This is a genomic window from Methylobacterium sp. 17Sr1-1 (genome assembly GCF_003173775.1).
Classification (GTDB): domain Bacteria; phylum Pseudomonadota; class Alphaproteobacteria; order Rhizobiales; family Beijerinckiaceae; genus Methylobacterium.
The window spans coordinates 2,745,827-2,763,422 of record NZ_CP029552.1; the positions used below are offsets into that span (position 1 = coordinate 2,745,827).

The 17,596-nt window shown below is 70.9% G+C and carries 16 protein-coding genes; 12 read left to right on the plus strand and 4 right to left on the minus strand.

Translation table 11 applies throughout. The features are described from left to right. Positions 1-61 precede the first annotated feature (61 nt). Positions 62-718 carry an alpha/beta hydrolase gene (locus DK412_RS12405; protein WP_109972196.1) on the plus strand — a complete coding sequence of 219 codons (657 nt, stop codon included), beginning with the start codon at positions 62-64 and terminating at the stop codon, positions 716-718. Positions 719-906: 188 nt separating this feature from the next. Here DK412_RS12405 and DK412_RS12410 read toward each other — a convergent pair whose 3' ends face one another. Beyond that, entirely contained in the window at positions 907-1,860 is a 954-nt protein-coding gene (locus tag DK412_RS12410) for a polyphosphate kinase 2 family protein (RefSeq protein ID WP_109972197.1), read from the minus strand. 94 nt (positions 1,861-1,954) lie between these two features. On the opposite strand from DK412_RS12410, the gene DK412_RS12415 reads away from it, so the two are divergent. Both DK412_RS12415 and DK412_RS12420 read left to right on the plus strand, forming a co-directional pair. Then, positions 1,955-2,548 (plus strand): histidine phosphatase family protein, encoded by a 594-nt coding sequence (locus DK412_RS12415; RefSeq protein ID WP_109975228.1) that lies wholly within the window; start codon positions 1,955-1,957, stop codon positions 2,546-2,548. Between the two features lie 199 nt (positions 2,549-2,747). Continuing rightward, positions 2,748-6,830: a Pls/PosA family non-ribosomal peptide synthetase gene (locus DK412_RS12420; RefSeq protein ID WP_109972198.1), complete on the plus strand. Its 4,083-nt coding sequence runs from the start codon at positions 2,748-2,750 to the stop codon at positions 6,828-6,830. Positions 6,831-7,063: 233 nt separating this feature from the next. Here DK412_RS12420 and DK412_RS12425 read toward each other — a convergent pair whose 3' ends face one another. Next, on the minus strand, positions 7,064-7,453 hold the full coding sequence (locus DK412_RS12425) for a DUF3775 domain-containing protein (protein ID WP_093570281.1): 390 nt from the start codon (positions 7,451-7,453) through the stop codon (positions 7,064-7,066). A gap of 128 nt (positions 7,454-7,581) precedes the next feature. On the opposite strand from DK412_RS12425, the gene DK412_RS12430 reads away from it, so the two are divergent. Then, positions 7,582-8,331, plus strand: a complete 750-nt coding sequence (locus DK412_RS12430) for a sulfate transporter family protein (RefSeq protein ID WP_109972199.1) — start codon at positions 7,582-7,584, stop codon at positions 8,329-8,331. 148 nt (positions 8,332-8,479) lie between these two features. Here DK412_RS12430 and DK412_RS12435 read toward each other — a convergent pair whose 3' ends face one another. Next, positions 8,480-8,875 carry a DUF2306 domain-containing protein gene (locus DK412_RS12435; protein ID WP_109972200.1) on the minus strand — a complete coding sequence of 132 codons (396 nt, stop codon included), beginning with the start codon at positions 8,873-8,875 and terminating at the stop codon, positions 8,480-8,482. A gap of 94 nt (positions 8,876-8,969) precedes the next feature. Between DK412_RS12435 and DK412_RS12440 the strand changes: the two genes are divergently transcribed. The 8 genes from DK412_RS12440 to DK412_RS12475 all read left to right on the plus strand — a co-directional run bounded on the left by DK412_RS12440 (position 8,970) and on the right by DK412_RS12475 (position 16,824). Further along, positions 8,970-9,515 carry a TetR/AcrR family transcriptional regulator gene (locus DK412_RS12440; RefSeq protein ID WP_162596193.1) on the plus strand — a complete coding sequence of 182 codons (546 nt, stop codon included), beginning with the start codon at positions 8,970-8,972 and terminating at the stop codon, positions 9,513-9,515. A gap of 151 nt (positions 9,516-9,666) precedes the next feature. Further along, a complete protein-coding gene (locus DK412_RS12445) occupies positions 9,667-11,289 on the plus strand; it encodes an ABC transporter substrate-binding protein (protein WP_109972202.1) in 1,623 nt (540 codons plus the stop codon). A gap of 127 nt (positions 11,290-11,416) precedes the next feature. After that, positions 11,417-12,370, plus strand: coding sequence for an ABC transporter permease (locus DK412_RS12450; protein WP_093570284.1), 954 nt, complete (start codon positions 11,417-11,419; stop codon positions 12,368-12,370). Positions 12,371-12,374: 4 nt separating this feature from the next. Then, entirely contained in the window at positions 12,375-13,289 is a 915-nt protein-coding gene (locus tag DK412_RS12455) for an ABC transporter permease (protein ID WP_109972203.1), read from the plus strand. Beyond that, positions 13,286-14,326 (plus strand): ABC transporter ATP-binding protein, encoded by a 1,041-nt coding sequence (locus DK412_RS12460; RefSeq protein WP_109972204.1) that lies wholly within the window; start codon positions 13,286-13,288, stop codon positions 14,324-14,326. The genes DK412_RS12455 and DK412_RS12460 overlap by 4 nt, the downstream gene beginning before the upstream one ends. Before the next feature lie 7 nt (positions 14,327-14,333). Then, positions 14,334-15,347, plus strand: a complete 1,014-nt coding sequence (locus tag DK412_RS12465; RefSeq protein ID WP_109972205.1) for an ABC transporter ATP-binding protein — start codon at positions 14,334-14,336, stop codon at positions 15,345-15,347. Positions 15,348-15,430: 83 nt separating this feature from the next. Then, positions 15,431-15,757, plus strand: a complete 327-nt coding sequence (locus DK412_RS12470) for a (2Fe-2S) ferredoxin domain-containing protein (protein ID WP_109972206.1) — start codon at positions 15,431-15,433, stop codon at positions 15,755-15,757. Further along, positions 15,754-16,824, plus strand: coding sequence for a lysylphosphatidylglycerol synthase domain-containing protein (locus DK412_RS12475; protein ID WP_109972207.1), 1,071 nt, complete (start codon positions 15,754-15,756; stop codon positions 16,822-16,824). The genes DK412_RS12470 and DK412_RS12475 overlap by 4 nt, the downstream gene beginning before the upstream one ends. A 180-nt stretch (positions 16,825-17,004) precedes the next feature. Here the strand turns inward: DK412_RS12475 and DK412_RS12480 are convergent, their stop codons facing one another. After that, the gene (locus DK412_RS12480) at positions 17,005-17,547 is read right to left on the minus strand and encodes an ankyrin repeat domain-containing protein (protein WP_109975229.1); all 543 of its coding nucleotides are present in this window, start codon (positions 17,545-17,547) and stop codon (positions 17,005-17,007) included. Positions 17,548-17,596 lie beyond the last annotated feature (49 nt).

Sequence of the window (17,596 nt, forward strand, 5' to 3'; positions counted from 1 at the left end):
GCTCATCGTCCGGTTTAAGCGCGGCGCTCACGCACCCTTGAAGCTCGAGAAGAGGTCGTTCATGCCCGAGGTCATCTTCGCCGGTCCCGCCGGTCGGCTGGAGGGGCGCTACCAGGCGCCGAAGCAGAAGGGCGCCCCGATCGCCATCGTGCTGCATCCGCACCCGCAATTCGGCGGCACGATGAACAACCAGATCGTCTACAACCTGTTCTACACGTTCGCGAATCGCGGTTTCGCCGCCCTGCGCTTCAACTTCCGTGGCGTCGGCCGCAGCCAGGGCGCGTTCGATCACGGCGTGGGCGAATTGTCGGACGCGGCCGCTGCCCTCGATTGGGTGCAGGCGGTCAACCCCGAGGCGCGGGCCTGCTGGATCGCCGGCGTGTCGTTCGGCTCGTGGATCGGCATGCAGCTGCTGATGCGCCGCCCGGAGATCGAGGGCTTCATCTCGATCGCCGCGATGGCCAACCGCTACGATTTCAGCTTCCTCGCCCCCTGCCCGTCCTCCGGCCTGTTCGTGCACGGCTCCGAGGACCGGGTCGCGCCGGCCCGCGAGGTGATGCCGGTGATCGAGAAGGTGAAGACCCAGAAGGGCGTCATCATCGAGCACCAGATCGTCGACGGCGCCAACCACTTCTTCGACGGCAAGGTCGACGAGCTGACCCAGACTGTGGACACGTATCTCGACAAGCGGCTGGGGAAGCGGGACGAGGCGGCCTGAGGGCTCGCTGTCTCTATCCCACCCACGACCTCATCCTGAGGTGCCCGGCCGATCGAAAGATCGGCCGGTCCTCGAAGGAGGGCTCCAGGGATCGCGAGGTTTCTGGAACCCTCCTTCGAGGCTCGTTTCACTCGCACCTCAGGACGAGGTCGCGGGTTGGATGGAGGGACCTGTGCAACCAGGGCTCGTCAATCCGGCACCGTCACCCCCGTCAGATCCGCCTTTGGCTCCGGAAAGCGCGGGTCCATCAGCTCCAGCGTGTCGGCGATCAGCCGCGCCACCGCGAGGTTGCGGAACCACTTGCGGTTCGCCGGCACCACGTGCCAGGGCGCGAGCCGCGTGCCGCACAGGGTGAGCGCGTCCTGGAACGCCGCCTGGTAGGAATCCCAGGCCTGCCGCTCGACGAGGTCGGCGGGGTCGAACTTCCAGTTCTTGGTCGGGTCGGCGAGGCGGCTCTCCAGCCGCTCCTTCTGCTCCGCCTTCGAGATGTGCAGGAAGATCTTGAGCACGGTCGTGCCCGAGAGCGTGAGCAGGCGCTCGAAATCGTTGATCAGGTCGTAGCGCGGCCGCCAGACCGCCTCGGGCACCAGCTGCTTGACGCGGACGATGAGCACGTCCTCGTAATGGCTGCGGTTGAACACCCCGATCATGCCGCGGGCCGGCGCCTCGCGGTGGTAGCGCCACAGGAAGTCGTGGTCGAGCTCCTCCGGGCTCGGCGTCTTGAACGACGAGACCCGGCAGCCCTGCGGGTTCACGCCCTCGAAGACGTGGCGGATCGTGCCGTCCTTGCCGCCGGTGTCGATGGCCTGCAGCACCACCAGCAGGCTGCGCTTGCGCTCGGCGTAGAGCCGCTCCTGCAAGGCCTGGATGCGGGCACGCACCGCCGCGAGCTCCTCCTCCGCCGCCGCCTTGCCGTCGGAGGAGCCCGGCGCGTCCGGGTCGATCTCGGCGAGCCGGCACGGCGCCTCGGGCCGGCACTGCACCACCCCGGGCGGCGGCACCGGCAGGGTCGCGCCGTGCTCGGCGAGGAAGGCGGGGTTCGCGGCCGCCAGCGACCCGGCCGCGTTCGCCCAGGCGGCGGAGGACGGGCGCGGATGGCCGGGGAGCGAAACCGGCTTGTCTTTCGGGGTCTTCTTCGACATCGGGAGGTGGGGGCTCCGGCGGGGACAGCGGCGTGCGACGATTCGTGGAAGAAATAACGGCGGGCAAGCGGGGCCGTTCCGCGAGGTGCGGCCGGTGAGCCGCGCCCCGCTCTACTTCGTGCGCCACGGCGAGACCGACTGGAACGCCGAAGGCCGCCTGCAGGGCCAGCGCGACACGCCCCTCAACGCCAAGGGCCACGCCCAGGCGGCGGAGGCCGGCGAGCGCCTACGGACCTTGCTCGGCGATGCCATCGGCACCCTGCCCTACCTCGCCAGCCCGATGGAGCGCACCCGCCACACGATGGAGGGCCTGCGCGCGGCGCTCGGCCTCGATCCGGCCGGCTACACGGTCGACCCGCGCCTGCGCGAGATCGGCTTCGGTGCCTGGGAGGGCCTGACCTGGAAGGAGGTCCGGCGCAGCGATCCCGCCCGCTCCCAGGCGCGGGACCGCGACCGCTGGGGCTTCTGCCCGCCGGGCAAGGGCGCGGAGAGCTACGCCATGGTGGCCGAGCGGGTGCGCCCGCTCCTCGACGCCCTCGACCGGCCGGCGGTCATCGTGGCGCATGGCGGCGTCGCCCGCGCCGTCATGGTGACGCTGGGCGCGGCGAACAGCGAGGAGGCGCCCCACCTGGAGATTCTCCAGGGCCGGATCCTGGTCTTCGAGGGCGGCGCCCGGCGCTGGGTCTGAGCGGTCCGGACACGACGCCCGGGCGGTGCCCGAGCCCGCGCCGGATGACGCCGCGTTTTGTGCCCGACCGTGCCTTGAACCGGCCCCGGTTCTCGTCCACCTCCCGCGGGCCCGAGATCGGGCCGAAGTCAGCGCCGGAGGCCGGTTCCGGTCGGCGCCTTGAAGCTCAACGGCCCGCCCGGGCCAGCGGAGTCGCTTGATGAACCACACCGCCGGGACCGTCCGCACGCCCAGCCCCGGGACGCGCCCGCCGGCCGTCCCGCCCGCAGGCGCGGCGGTTTTGCGCGGCCCCGTCCGGCCGGACCTCGTCCGCGACGAGGTGCTGGCCGAGGTGTTTCGCGAGACCGCCCGCGCCCGCCCCGAGCACACGGCGCTGATCGACGCGGCGAGCGGCGGCGACGCCGCCTCGCGCACCCGCCTGTCCTACGCCGAGGTCGACCGGCGCTCCGACGCGATCGCCTCGGGCCTCGCGGCGCGGGGCATCGGGCCCGGCGACGTGGTGGGCCTGTGGATGGCGCGCTCGCCCGACCTCCTGGTGGCACAGATCGGCATCACCAAGGCCGGCGCCGCCTGGCTGCCCTTCGACGCCGAGGCGCCGTCCGACCGCGTCGCAATCTGCCTGAAGGATGCCGACGCCAAGGCGCTGGTGACCTCCTCGGCGCTCAAGGACAAGGCGCCGCCCGAGTCCTGCCCGGCCCTCACCCCGGACGAGGTCGCCGCAGGGGCGAGCGGCCCGGCGCCGGACCTGCGCGCCGCCGGGCTGACGCCTGAGCACCCCGCCTACCTGATCTACACCTCGGGCTCGACCGGCGTGCCGAAGGGCATCGTCATCAGCCACCGCAACATCTGCCACTTCCTGCGCTCGGCCAACGACCTCTACGGCGTGACCGGCGACGACGTGGTGTTCCAGGGCGCCTCGGTCGCCTTCGATCTCTCGATGGAGGAGATCTGGGTTCCGTATCTCGCCGGCGCGACGCTGTTCGTGGCGAGCCCGGCCCAGATGGGCGATGCCGAGGCGCTGCCCGACATCCTGATCGAGGCCGGCATCACCGTCCTCGACACGGTGCCGACCCTCCTCGGGCTGATGACGAAGGACGTGCCGCGCCTGCGTCTGATCCTGCTCGGCGGCGAGGCCCTCCCCGAGCCGCTGATCGCCCGTTGGGCGACGCCCTCGCGAAAGCTGTTCAACACCTACGGGCCGACCGAGGCGACCGTGGTGGCGACCGCGGCCGAGATGAAGCCGGGCGACCCCGTCACCATCGGCGGGCCGATCGCCAACTACACCGCCTACATCGCCGACGAGGGGCTGAACCTCGTCGGGCCCGGCGTGCAGGGCGAACTCCTGATCGGCGGCCCCGGCATCGCCCAGGGCTACCTCGCCCGGCCGGAGCTGACGGCGGAGAAGTTCATCGCCAACCCCTATGGCGGCGACGGGTCCGACCCGGTGCTCTATCGCTCCGGCGACGCGGTCTCGCTGGATCACGCCGGCCGCATCGTCTTCCACGGCCGCATCGACGACCAGGTGAAGGTCCGCGGCTTCCGGGTCGAGCTCGGCGAGATCGAGGCCCGGATCCGGGCGCAGGCCGGGATTTCCTCCGCCGCGGTGGTGCTGCGCCAGGACGACGGCGTCGACCGGCTCGTTGCCTTCGTGGTGCCCGAGCGCGGGGCCGAGTTCGACCGCGGGCGCCTGCGCGCGGCGCTCGCCGAGACGATGCCGCCCTACATGATCCCGGCGCATTTCGAGGTGGTGGAGAGTCTCCCCGTCCTCGCCGCCTCCGGCAAGGTCGACCGCAAGGCCCTGCGCGCTCGCCCGCTCGCGGTGGTCGAGCCCTCGGGCGAGCAGGAGGAGCCCCGCGACGAGACCGAGACCGCCCTTCTCGCTGCGGCGCAGAAGGTGTTCGGCAACCAGCCGATCCCGTTCGAGGCCGATTTCTTCGGCGATCTCGGCGGCCACTCGCTGCTCGCCGCCCGCTTCGTCTCGGCGGTGCGCGAGGTGCCGGCCTTGGCGGCGATCACGCTCCAGGACGTCTATAACGGCCGCACGCTGCGGGCGATGGCCGAGACGCTGATCGAGCGCACCGGCGGGGCGGGAGCGGCCGCCGCAACCCACGACCTGTCCTTCGCGCCGCCGCCGCTCATGCGGCGCTTCCTGTGCGGCCTCGCGCAGGCGGTGGTGCTGCCCTTCGTGATCGCGCTCGCGACCGCGCAGTGGCTCGGCATCTTCGTCACCTACCTGCTGATCACCGGCGGCGAACTCGGCTTCTTCGCCGAGATGGCGGTGCTGCTGCTGGTCTATATCGGCCTCAACGCCGCGACGGCCTTGATCGCCATCGCGATGAAGTGGCTGGTGCTCGGCCGCACGAAGCCCGGCCGCTATCCCCTCTGGGGCACCTACTATTTCCGCTGGTGGCTGACCCAGCGCCTGACGCCGCTCGTCCACGTGAAGTGGCTCCAGGGCTCGCCGATGATCCGCATCTACCTGCGGCTCCTCGGCGCCAAGATCGGCGAGGACGCGCTCATCTCCGACATCGAGATCGGCGCGCCGGACCTCATCAGCATCGGGCGGGGCGCCTCGCTGGGCGGCCGGCTGACGCTCGCCAATGCCGAGGTGGTCGGCAACGAGCTCGTCATCGGCCCCGTCTTCATCGGCGACGACGTCGCCATCGGCACCTCCTGCGTCGTCGGCTACGACACCCGGATCGAAGACCACGCCGAACTCGCCGACCTGACCACCGTGCCGTCCGGGACCCTGGTCGGCCGCGCCGAGGCCTGGGACGGCTCGCCCGGCCGCAAGGTCGGCCTGGTCGACGTCTCGCACCTGCATCCGGTGCCGGAGGCCTCGCCCCGACGTCGCGCCGTGTTCTTCCTGATCTACGCGCTGCTCCTCGCCGCGATCCCGGCGGTGGGCCTGCTGCCGATCTTCCCGGCCTTCTACATCTTCGACCAGATCAGCGACACGCTGGCGACGCTCACCGACGTCGATTACCACGTCTACCTGCCGCTCCTGACCTGGCCGACCGCGATGCTGATGACCGCCGGCACGGTCGGGCTGATCGCCGGCATCCGCTGGGCGGTGCTGCCGCGCCTGCGCGAGGGCAGCTACTCGATCCACAGCGGCACCTATCTGCGCAAATGGGCGGTGGCCCTCGCCGCCGAGGTGACGCTCGAGACCCTCTCCTCGCTCTTCGCCACGGTCTACATGCGGGCCTGGTACCGGCTGATGGGCGCCGGGATGGGCCAGGGCGCCGAGATCTCGACGAACCTCGCCGGCCGCTACGACCTCGCCGAGGTCGGTCCGCGCAACTTCATCGCCGACGAGGTGGTGTATGGCGAGGAGGAGGTGCGCCGCGGCGTGATGGAGCTGGCGCCGGTCCGCACCGGTGCCCGGGTCTTCGTCGGCAACGACGCGGTGGTGCCGCCGGGCGCGATCATCCCGGACGACGTGCTGATCGGCATCAAGTCGAAGCCGCCGGCCAACGACCGCATGGCGCCGGGCGAGACCTGGTTCGGCTCGCCGCCGATCAAGCTGCCGGTCCGCCAGAAGGTCGATCTCGGCCAGGCCCAGACCTTCGAGCCGGGCCTGTGGCCGCGGCTGCGGCGCGGCATCTTCGAGGCGTTCACCTCGTCGTTCTCGCCGATGCTGTTCATCACCTTCGCCATCCTGGCGATCGACTTCATCTTCTACCCGGCGATCCTGGCCGGCGACTGGGCGGGTCTCGCCGTCAGCTTCGTCGCCACCAGCGTGGTGATCGCGGTGCTGCAGACGCTGGTGGTGATCGGCGTCAAGTGGCTCCTGATGGGCCGCTACGAGCCCGGCATGCACCCGATGTGGTCGTGGTGGGCGATGCGCACGGAAGCGGTGGCGGTGATGTACTGGGGCTTGGCCGGCAAGGTGCTGCTCGAGCACCTGATGGGCACGCCGTTCCTGCCCTGGGTGCTGCGCCTGTTCGGCACCCGCACCGGCGAGGGCGTGTGCATGCTCGCCACCGACATCACCGAGTTCGACTGCGTCACGATCGGCGACTTCGCCTCGGTCAACCGGATGTCGGCGCTCCAGACCCACCTCTACGAGGACCGGGTGATGAAGGTCGGCCGGGTCGAGGTCGGCCGCGGCGTCAGCGTCGGCGCCTTCGCGACGGTGCTCTACGACACCAAGGTCGGCGACTACGCCCAGCTGCGCCCGCTCACCATCGTGATGAAGGGCGAGACCATTCCGGCGAATTCCCGCTGGGAGGGCGCGCCGGCGGTGCCGGTGGTGCACCAGGCGGTGGCCGCGGAGTAGTAGGGGTGGCAGGACTGTCGGAGGATGTTCACTCCCATGATCCTGCCACGCTCCGCGTCATCTCTGGGCCGCGAAGCGGAGCCCGGGATCCAGAAACTCAAGTGAGAGCGAATGAGGCGGAACGCTGCCCGCCTTCATCTGACAGATCCGCGGCTCTGGATCCCGGGCTCCGCTTCGCGGCCCCGGGATGACCCTGCGGGTTTCAGATCCGCGAGAGCGGATCGATCAGTTGGTTACACCTCCGAGTTCAGTCCCAACGCCGCCAGCCCCTCGTCGAGCAGATCGCCCACGTTCGGGATCCCGAGCAGGTAGTCGGCGGTGCGGGTGCCGGCGGCCTCGCGCTCGCGGGCGAGGCGGACCGCGTCGGGGAATTCCTCCGGCTCCATGTCGCCGCGGCCGACGAACAGGATCGCCACCAATTCGGCCCGCTCGTCGTCGTTGAGGCCGGCGATCATCTCGCGCAATTCCTCCTCGGTCGCGTCGTCGGTGCCGTCGACCAGCACGTCGCGGGCGCCGTCGTCGATCGGGTTCGAGCCGGAATCGGGATCGCTCAACCCCTCCTTCACGTCGAGGGCCCGGGCCCGCAGGATGAACTCACTGACCTTGTCAACGGCGATGTCCATCGGTCGAACCTCCATTCCGCACACGTGACGTTTGGTGCTGCCTCAACCCGCGAAGCGTGACGCGGTTCGCCCCTGGACGGCGAGGCCGTTCGGCATCAAGTGAGCGGTGCGCCACCCCCGAGGTCCCGATGCTCATCAACGCCGCCTTCGCGGCCCTGCGGCAGGTCTTCTCCCGCCCGCTCCGCGCGATCCTGTGGAAGTCGCTCGGCCTCACGGTCGGGCTGCTCGCCCTGATCTGGGTCCTGCTCACCAAGGGCATCGCGGCGCTGATCGCCGCCCACCCGATCTCGACCGACTACGCGATGGTCAACGCCGTGGCGTCGTTCCTCGCGGGGGCCGGTTTGTTCGTCGGCCTCGCCTACATCCTGCCGCCGGTCTCGATCCTGGTGGCGGGCTACTTCCTCGACGACGCCGCGCTCATCGTCGAGCGCACCGACTTCCCGGACGAGGTGCCGGGCCGGGCGATGCCGTTCAGCCAGGCGATGCTCTACACCGTGCGGTTCGCGGGCCTCGCGCTCGCCGTCAACCTCGCGGCGCTCGCGCTGCTGCTGGTGCCGGGCATCAACGTCGCGGCGTTCTTCCTCGCCAACACCTACCTGCTGGGGCGCGAGTATTTCGAACTCGCCGCCGCCCGGTTCCGTCCGCTGCCGGAGGCCGGGGCCATGCGGCGCTACCATACCGGGACCGTGATGCTCGCCGGCGCGCTGCTCGCCGGGCTGATGCTGATCCCGGTCCTCAACCTCCTCACGCCGCTCTTCGGCATCGCCCTGATGGTCCATGTCCACAAGGGCCTGAGCCGCGACCGGCTGCTGATGCCGCCGGCGACCCGGCCGCCGGTGGCGATGGACCGCGACCGGCTCGGTGCGGGCCGGCGCTGACCCGGTTGCGGATCGCCGGGTTGCGGCGCTTGCCCGACGTGATCGACAGTCCTGACACCCTCCGCGTCATCCCGGGTTCCGCTGCGCGGCTCCGGGATGACGCGGAGGGTGGCCATTTTGCAGAAGACAACGAACGATCTTCAAGATTTCACCCGAACACCACGTGTCCCATGATGCGCCCGGGCAGCAGGGTGAACAATCCGGTGATCACCAGCGCCCCGAGATAGAGTCCGATCATCGTCCAGCGATGGGCCGTGATGTTGCCCCGCCGCGCGTAGAGCACCGCCCGCACCAGAGCAGCGAGCGTGAACACCGACAGAGCGTGAATCCAGCTGAACGGCCCGACCTGGCGCAGGCCGGAGATGCCGAACGAGCTCAGGGCCACCACCGCCACCAGCCCGACCCAGAGCCGGCCCAGCCACCGCTGCCGCCCGCCTCCGCGCCGCAGGCCGAATTGCAGCGCCCCGAGCACCAGGGCGGCGAGCGCCGCCGCGGCGTGGGCCTGGATCACCGGCGAGGCCTGGAGGAGCGGCTGCAAGGTCATGGCGGAGGCGTCTCGAGGCGCGCCGGCTCCCGTACCTTGCGGTCCGCCGCGTCGCGCGTATGTTGACAGGCGCAACATACGAGGAATGTGGGCATTGTCAACATCCGAGGGCGGCAGTGCCTATCACCACGGCGACCTGCGCCGTGGCCTGATCGCGGCGGCGCACGAGCTGCTGGAGGCCGGCGGCGTTGAAGCGGTCACGCTGCGGGAGGCCGCGCGCCATGCCGGTGTGTCGCACAACGCGCCCTACCGCCACTTTGCCAGCCGCGAGGCGTTGCTCGCCGCCCTCACGACCGAGGGGTTCCAGGCGCTGCGCCGGGCACTCGAGGAGGCCGGGAGCGAGGCGGGGCCGACCGGCCGGCTCGAGGCCCTCGGCCGGGCCTACCTGCGCTTCGCCGATCGCGACCGGGCGACCTTCCGACTGATGTTCGGCGGCGTGATCGAGCGCGCAGGCCACCCGGACCTCGCCGAGGCCGCCGCCGCCGCGTTCGGGGCGTTGCGGAGCGTCGTGGCGGAGCGCGAGCCCTCGGACCGCGCCGAGCGCGAGGCCCTGCGCGCCTGGGCCCTGGTGCACGGCCTCGCCCATCTCGTCGCCGACCGGCAGATCGATGCCGCGCAAGCGGAGGCCTGCCTCACGTGAGGGCAATTTGAGCGGGATCGTTCGCCTTCGAACGAGGCAGCCCGAAATTTAGGCATCGTCGTTGCCCGAAAACCGGGCTTCGCCTCCGGGAACCAACTGGCAAGTCTCTTGCAAACCCGTCCCCGTCACTCACCACCGGGGATGTTTCACGATGCCGCTGCCCACCCGCCTGCCCCTGCGCCCGCTCGGGCGGACCCTCTCCGGTCTCGCTCTCGCCCTCGCGCTGGTGGGGCCTGCGAGCGCGCAGGGCGTGCTGCGCATCGGGATGACCGCTTCCGACATCCCGCTCACCACCGGCCAGGCCGACAACGGCGGCGAGGGCATGCGCTTCACCGGCTACACGGTGTACGACGCCCTCATCAACTGGGACCTCAGCCGGGCCGACAAGGCCTCCGACCTGACCCCCGGCCTCGCCACCTCCTGGAAGGTGGATCCCGCCGACAAGACCCGCTGGATCTTCACGCTCCGGCCCGGCGTCACCTTCCACGACGGCTCCGCCTTCGACGCCAATGCGGTGGTGTGGAACCTCGACAAGCTGCTGAAGTCGGACAGCCCGCAATTCGACCCGCGCCAGTCGGCGCAGGGGCGCACCCGCATCCCGGCCGTCGCCTCCTACCGGGCGGTCGACCCGATGACGCTGGAGATCGTCACCAAGACCCCGGACGCGACCTTCCCCTACCAGCTCGCCTGGATCCTGATGTCGTCTCCCGCCAACTGGGAGAAGCAGGGCAAGAGCTGGGACGCGGTGGCGAAAGCGCCCTCCGGCACCGGGCCCTGGAAGGTGACCGGCTTCGTGCCGCGCGAGCGCCTGGAGCTGGTGCCGAACAAGGAGTACTGGGACAAGGGCCGGGTGCCCAAGCTCGACAAGATGGTGCTGGTCCCGCTCCCCGAGGCCAATGCCCGTGTCGCGGCGCTCCGGTCTGGCCAGGTCGACTGGATCGAGGCGCCGGCGCCGGACGCGGTCGCGTCGCTCAAGTCGGCGGGCTTCGCCCTGGTCACGAACCTCTACCCGCATAACTGGACCTGGCACCTGTCGCGGGCCGAGGGCTCGCCGTGGAACGACGTGCGGGTGCGCAAGGCCGCGAACCTCGCCGTCGACCGCGAGGGCCTGAAGGAGTTCCTCGGCGGCCTCGCCACCCCGGCCGAAGGCTTCCTGACCCCCGGCCATCCGTGGTTCGGCAAGCCCACCTTCAAGGTCGCGTACGATCCGGAAGCGGCGAAGAAGCTCCTGAAGGAGGCCGGCTACGGCCCGAACAAGCCGCTGACCACCAAGGTGCTGATCTCGGCCTCGGGCTCGGGCCAGATGCAGCCGCTGCCGATGAACGAGTTCATCCAGCAGAACCTCGCGGAAGTCGGCATCAAGGTCGACTACGAGGTCGTGGAGTGGAACACGCTGATCAACATCTGGCGCGCCGGCTCGAAGTCCGACAGCGCCCGCGGCGGCACCGCGATGAACTACTCCTACCTGATCCAGGACCCGTTCACCGCCTTCATCCGCCACGCCCAGTGCAACCTGGCGCCGCCGAACGGCACCAACTGGGGCTACTACTGCGATCCGGCGATGGACAAGCTGTTCGACGAGGTCCGCTCGACCTTCGAGCCGAAGGATCAGGTCGCGGTGCTGCAGAAGATCCACGAGAAGTTCGTCGATGACGCGCTGTTCCTGATGGTCACCCACGACGTCAACCCGCGGGCGATGAGCAAGAAGGTGCAGGGCTTCGTCCAGGCCCAGAGCTGGTTCCAGGACTTCTCGCCGATCACGATGGCGAAGTGATCACCAGAAGGTGATCACCAGGGCGAAGTGACCGCCTGACACCCACCCGTCTCGCGCGACGGGCCATGGGACATCCCGCCCGGCCTCCCGCCGGGCGGACCACGACACCGACAACCGGCGCCGCCTCATGATCCTCTTCATCCTCAAGCGCATCGGCTACGCCGCCCCGGTCGCCCTGGGCGTCAGCTTGGTGTGCTTCCTCCTCGTCCACCTCGCCCCCGGCGATCCCCTGAGCGCGATCCTGCCGGTCGACGCCACCGCCGAGATGCAGGCGCAGATGCGCGCCGCCTACGGTTTCGACAAGCCGCTGCCGGTGCAGTACGGCCTGTGGCTCTGGAAGGTGCTGCACGGCGATCTCGGCACCTCGATCGCCACCGGCCGCCCGGTCCTGGCGGAGGTCGGCCGCGCCGTCGGCAACAGCCTGATCCTCGCCTCCGTCGCGACGCTGATCGGCTTCACCTTCGGCACCTTCTTCGGCTTCGTCGCCGGCTACGCCCGCGATTCCTGGCTCGACCGGGTGGCCTCCGCCATCGCGGTGTTCGGAGTCAGCGTGCCCCACTACTGGCTCGGCATCGTGATGGTGATCGTGTTCTCGGCCACCCTCGGCTGGCTGCCGCCGACGGGTGCGGGGCCGCAAGGATCGGGCAACTGGTTCCCGGACCTCGAGCACCTGCGCTACATCCTGCTGCCGGCCATCACCATGTCGGTGATCCCCATGGGGGTGATCTCCCGCACCGTCCGGGCCCTCGTCGGCGACATCCTGCACCAGGACTTCGTCCAGGCGCTCCGCGCCAAGGGCCTGTCGGAATTCGGCGTCTTCCGCCACGTGGTGAAGAACGCGGCCCCCACCGCCATCGCCATCATGGGGCTGCAGCTCGGCTACCTGCTGGGCGGCTCGATCCTGATCGAGACCGTCTTCGCCTGGCCGGGCACCGGCTTCCTCCTCAACGCCGCGATCTTCCAGCGCGACCTGCCGCTGCTTCAGGGCACGATCCTGGTGCTGGCGATGTTCTTCGTCACCCTCAACCTCCTGGTCGACGTGGTGCAGACCGCCCTCGACCCCCGCATCGAGAGGGCGTGATCCCATGACGATCCAGACCTCCCTCGCCACCGGCGATCCCGTCGCGGCGGTCGCGGCCCCCGAGATCCCGGTCGTCGCCTCGCGCGGCTACTGGGGCAGCGTCCTGCGGCGCCTTGCCCGCGATCCGGTCGCGATGGCGGCCGCCTTCGTGATCCTGTGCATCGTGCTCGCGGCGATCTTCGCGCCGCTGATCGCCCCGATGGACCCGTTCAAGGGCTCGATGGTCCGGCGCCTGCGCCATGTCGGCGACGCCACCTACTGGCTCGGCTCGGACGAGCTCGGCCGCGACATGCTCACGCGTCTCCTCTATGCCGGCCGCCTGTCGCTGTTCATGGGCGTGCTGCCGGTCGTCATCGCGTTCTTCGTCGGCTCCGGCCTCGGGATCCTCGCGGGCTATGCCGGCGGCTGGGTCAACACGCTGATCATGCGCGTGGTCGACGTGTTCTTCGCCTTCCCGTCGGTGCTGCTCGCCATCGCGCTCTCCGGCGCGCTCGGGGCCGGAATCCTGAACTCGATCGTCTCGCTCACCGTCGTGTTCGTGCCCCAGATCACCCGCGTCGCCGAGAGCGTCACGGTGCAGATCCGCAACCGCGACTACGTCGAGGCGGCCCGGGTCTCGGGCGCCCACCCGTTCACGGTGGTGCGGGTGCAGGTGCTCGGCAACGTGCTGGGACCGGTCTTCGTCTACGCCACTAGCCTGATCTCGGTCTCGATGATCCTGGCCTCGGGGCTCTCCTTCCTCGGCCTCGGCGTGAAGCCGCCGGAGCCGGAATGGGGCCTGATGCTCAACACCCTGCGCACCGCGATCTACGTCAACCCGGTCGTGGCCGCGCTCCCCGGCGTGATGATCTTCCTGACCTCGATCTCCTTCAACCTGCTCTCGGACGGCCTGCGCTCGGCCATGGAGGTGCGCCAGTGACCGAGCTCGATCCCCGCGACCGCGGCGGTCCCGCGCAGCCGCTGCTGACCGTCGACGGCCTGGTGAAGCATTTTGCCGGCAAGGGCGGCCTGTTCGGCAAGGGCCCGGCGGTGCGCGCCGTCGACGGCGTCGACTTCTCGGTGATGAAGGGCGAGACCCTGGGTGTCGTCGGCGAGTCCGGCTGCGGCAAGTCGACGACGGCGCGCCTCCTGATGCAGATCAGCAAGCAGGATCGCGGCGACATCGTCTTCGACGGCGAGCTGCTCGGCTCCCGCGCCCTCGACCTGAAGGCCTATCGCCGCCAGGTGCAGATGGTCTTCCAGGATTCCTACGCCTCGCTCAACCCGCGGCTCACGGTCGAGGAGTCGGTGGCGTTCGGCCCGCGAGCGCACGGTCTCTCGGCGGCGGCCGCCCTGTCGCGCGCCCACGACCTCCTGCGCCGGGTCGGCCTGGAGCCGCGGCGCTTCGGCGGGCGCTATCCGCACGAGGTGTCGGGCGGCCAGCGCCAGCGGGTCAACATCGCCCGGGCGCTCGCCCTCGAGCCGCGGCTGCTGATCCTCGACGAGGCGGTCTCGGCCCTCGACAAGTCGGTGGAAGCGCAGGTGCTCAACCTGCTCACCGACCTCAAGACCGAGTTCGGCCTGACCTACATCTTCATCTCGCACGACCTTAACGTCGTGCGCTTCATGTCCGACCGGGTGATGGTGATGTATCTCGGCCGGATCGCCGAGATCGGCCCGGCCGACGCGATCCTCGGGGCACCGCGCCACCCCTACACGGCGGCGCTCCTCGCGTCCCAACCCTCGACCGACCCGGACGCCCGGCTGGAGGAAGCTCCGCTCTCCGGCGACCCGCCGAACCCGATCAACCCGCCCCCGGGCTGCCGCTTCCACACCCGCTGCCAGTTCGCCGCGGAGGTCTGCCGCACCCGCGAGCCCGACCTCGATCCGGTCGCGCCGGCCCACTTCGCCGCCTGCCACATGGCGGTGGCGGGCTCCGGCCATCCGAGGGCTCCCGCAATCCCGCTGGCGGCGTGAGGCCCTCATGAACGCACCCCTGCGCAACCCCGACACCGCCACCACCGACGCCCTGATCGAGGTCCGCGACCTCACGGTCGATTTCCTCGGTGGCCGCAAGCCGGTCCGAGCGGTCGGCGGGGTCGACTTCTCGATCCGGGCCGGCGAGGCCCTGGCGCTCCTCGGCGAATCGGGCTCGGGCAAGTCCGTGACCCTGCGGGCGCTGATGCGGCTCCTGCCGGAATCGCGCACCCGCATCGGCGGCCATCTGCGCGTCGACGAGCACGACGTGCTGACGCTGAAGCCGAAGGCGCTCTCGGCCTATCGCGGCGGCACCGTCGCGATGATTTTTCAGGATCCGGGCCTCGCCCTCGATCCGGTCTACCGCATCGGCGACCAGATCGCCGAGGCCGTGATGCGCCACGAGCGCGTGTCGCGCGCCGCCGGGCGGGCCCGGGCGCTCGAACTGTTCGAGCGCGTCCACATCCCCTCGCCGGCTCGCCGGCTCGATGCCTACCCGCACGAACTGTCCGGCGGCATGCGCCAGCGGGCGATGATCGCGCTCGCGCTGGCCTGCCGGCCGAAGGTGCTCCTCGCCGACGAGCCGACGACGGCCCTCGACGCCACGGTGCAGATCCAGATCCTGCTCCTGCTGCGCGAGCTGCAGCGCGACCTCGGCCTCGCGGTGATCTTCGTCACCCACGACGTCGGCGTGGCGGTGCAGGTCGCCGACCGGGTGGCGGTGATGTATGGCGGCCACCTCGTCGAGGTCGGCGCGAGCGGCGCGGTCGTCGGCACGCCGGCGCATCCCTACACGCGGGGGCTGCTCGCCTCCCGCATCACCCCGGATTCGCCGAAGGGCGTGCGGCTCGCCACGATCCCCGGCTCGCCCCCCGACCTCGCCGACCCGCCCCCCGGCTGCCCGTTCGAGCCCCGCTGCGGGCTCGTCGTCCCGGCCTGCCGGGAGGGCCTGCCGGCGCGGGTTGCTGTCGGGGCCGGCCATGCGGCGCGGTGCGTGCGGCTCAGCGAGGCCGTAACCTAAGTCCGGATGCCGCGTTGCGCCCGCTCCGGCCCAGGGTTAACCACGCCCCAGGATACGGTGACGGAACGGGAGACCGGGGCGCGGTGAGCAAGGCCGAGGTGACGAAACGCGGGCCGGCCAAGGCGGCGACCGCGCCCTTCGCCGAGATCGTGATGGTGTGCGCCAAGTGCGCCAAGCGGCAGGGGGTCGGCGCCAAGGCGGTGCGGGGCGGGCTGAAGCGCGCCCTCAAGGCGGATCACCGCGGCCGCAAGGTGCGGGTGGTCGAGACCGGCTGCCTCGGCCTGTGCCCGAAGCGCAGCCTGACGCTCGCCACCGCCGGCTCCCTCGGCGCGGGCCGGCTCCTGGTGCTCGATCCGACCCTCGAACCCGCCGCGATGCTGGACGCCCTTCTCCCGGGCGACGCGCCGTGACGGCGGCGGAAACCGGAGCGGCCCGGGCCGGGACGCGTCCGAGCCTCGGCCGCCGCCTGCTGCGGCGGGTGCCGCTGCTGGGCGCCGCGATCGGCGTGGTGCTGGCCCTCTGGCTCGTCGCCGCCAACGACGTCGGCGCGGTGGCCGACGCCTTCGGGCGCGTCGGCCTCCTCGGCATCGTCGCGGTGGTGGGGGTGCGCGTCGCGATCATCGGACTGTGCGGGCTCGCCTGGGCCCGGACCCTCACCGGCCTCGTCGCGGTGGCCGCCGGGCCGTTCGTGCTGCTGCGCTTCGTGCGCGAGGGCGTCAACGTGCTCCTGCCCGTCGCCTCGGTCGGCGGCGAGGTTTTGGGCGCACGCCTCCTCACCTTCTGGGGCGTGACGGGAGCGGCGAGCGCCGCCGGCATCCTGGTCGACATGTTCTTCCAGGTCGTCACCCAGGCCCTGTTCGCGCTGACCGGCGTCGTGCTCCTGTCGCAGCTCGAAGGCGAGCAAGCCGCGACCCTGGCGGCGTGGTGCGCCAAGGGGCTCGCCTTGAGCGGGGTCGTCCTCGCCGCCTTCTTCGCCGTGCAGCGCTACGGCGGCGCCGCCTTCATCGAGCGCCGGGTGACGATGCTGGCCCGCCGCTTCGCCGCCGAGGGCGGGACGACGCCGGCCGGCGGCGGCGTGCAGGCCGCCCTCGACGCGGTCTGGGACCGCCGGCGCTGGCTGCCCCTCGGCCAGGGCTTCCTGCTCCACCTCGCGGCCTGGTTCCTCGGCGCCCTGGAGATCTGGATCGCCCTGCACTGCATCGGCATCCAGGGCGTGACCCTCGCCGAGGCGGTGGTGCTCGAGTCGCTCAGCCAGGCGATCAAGTCCGCCGCCTTCCCGGTCCCGAGCGGGCTCGGCGTGCAGGAGGGCGGCTTCGTGCTCCTCGGCAGCCTGTTCGGCATCGATCCCCACACCGCGCTCGCCCTCTCCCTGGTCAAGCGGGTGCCGGACGTGGTGCTGGGCCTGCCGGCGCTGATGGCCTGGCAGACGATCGAGGCCCGGCGCGGGCTGATGGTGAAGGCGCCGCCAGCGGTTTAGTGTCTCTCACAAAACTCCCGATTGCCGTTGTCGCTGGCTGTGGCGGCGTCAGCGCGGCGGGAGTTTTGTGAGGTGCACTTAGTGCGCTTCCCGATTGCGCTGCAATCGCCAAGCGCTCTAAATATTTGATACTGCCGCATTTTCTTCGATGAGCCGGTGTCCACTTCGTCGGAAAATGCTCTAGCCCGACTGGCCGGTCGCCCGAGCCAGCACCTCCGGCGTATCCGGCGCGTTCATCGCGCGGGCGGCGCTCTCGGCGGTGTGGCCGCTCGCGTCCTGGCGGCCCGGATCGGCACCGCGGGCGAGCAGCGTCTCCACCATCTCGACGCGGTTGAACATCGCCGCCGTCATCAGGGCGGTGCGCCCGTCCGGCCCGGCGCCGTCGATGGCGGCCCCGCTATCGAGGAGGGCCAGCACCACCGGCATCGCGCCCTTGAACGCCGCCGCGGCGAGGGGGGTCTGGCCGCGGTCGTTGGCGATCTCCGGATCGGCCTTGTGCGCCATCAGCACGCCGACCGTCTCGACGTGGCCGTGATAGGCCGCGAGCATCAGCAGCGTATCGCCCTTGTCGTTGCGCAGGTTGGGCGGCAGGCCCATGCCCAGCAGCTCGCCCAGCTCCGCGTGGTGGCCGAGGCGGGCATACTGGAAGACCCGGCCCGCGAAGGCGATCGTGTCCTCGTCCAGCGTCGGCCGCGCCGGGGCGCCGGGCTCTTCATTCTGCATCGCGCTCACGTCCGTTCCTCGTCGCGGACGGATATCGGTCGACGGCTCC

Coding starts and splice junctions, on each gene's coding strand:
- DK412_RS12405 (WP_109972196.1), top strand. CDS start 62: ATGCCCGAGGTCATCTTCGCCGGTCCCGCCGGTCGGCTGGAGGGGCGC.
- DK412_RS12410 (WP_109972197.1), bottom strand. CDS start 1,860: ATGTCGAAGAAGACCCCGAAAGACAAGCCGGTTTCGCTCCCCGGCCAT.
- DK412_RS12420 (WP_109972198.1), top strand. CDS start 2,748: ATGAACCACACCGCCGGGACCGTCCGCACGCCCAGCCCCGGGACGCGC.
- DK412_RS12425 (WP_093570281.1), bottom strand. CDS start 7,453: ATGGACATCGCCGTTGACAAGGTCAGTGAGTTCATCCTGCGGGCCCGG.
- DK412_RS12430 (WP_109972199.1), top strand. CDS start 7,582: ATGCTCATCAACGCCGCCTTCGCGGCCCTGCGGCAGGTCTTCTCCCGC.
- DK412_RS12435 (WP_109972200.1), bottom strand. CDS start 8,875: ATGACCTTGCAGCCGCTCCTCCAGGCCTCGCCGGTGATCCAGGCCCAC.
- DK412_RS12445 (WP_109972202.1), top strand. CDS start 9,667: ATGCCGCTGCCCACCCGCCTGCCCCTGCGCCCGCTCGGGCGGACCCTC.
- DK412_RS12450 (WP_093570284.1), top strand. CDS start 11,417: ATGATCCTCTTCATCCTCAAGCGCATCGGCTACGCCGCCCCGGTCGCC.
- DK412_RS12455 (WP_109972203.1), top strand. CDS start 12,375: ATGACGATCCAGACCTCCCTCGCCACCGGCGATCCCGTCGCGGCGGTC.
- DK412_RS12465 (WP_109972205.1), top strand. CDS start 14,334: ATGAACGCACCCCTGCGCAACCCCGACACCGCCACCACCGACGCCCTG.
- DK412_RS12480 (WP_109975229.1), bottom strand. CDS start 17,547: ATGCAGAATGAAGAGCCCGGCGCCCCGGCGCGGCCGACGCTGGACGAG.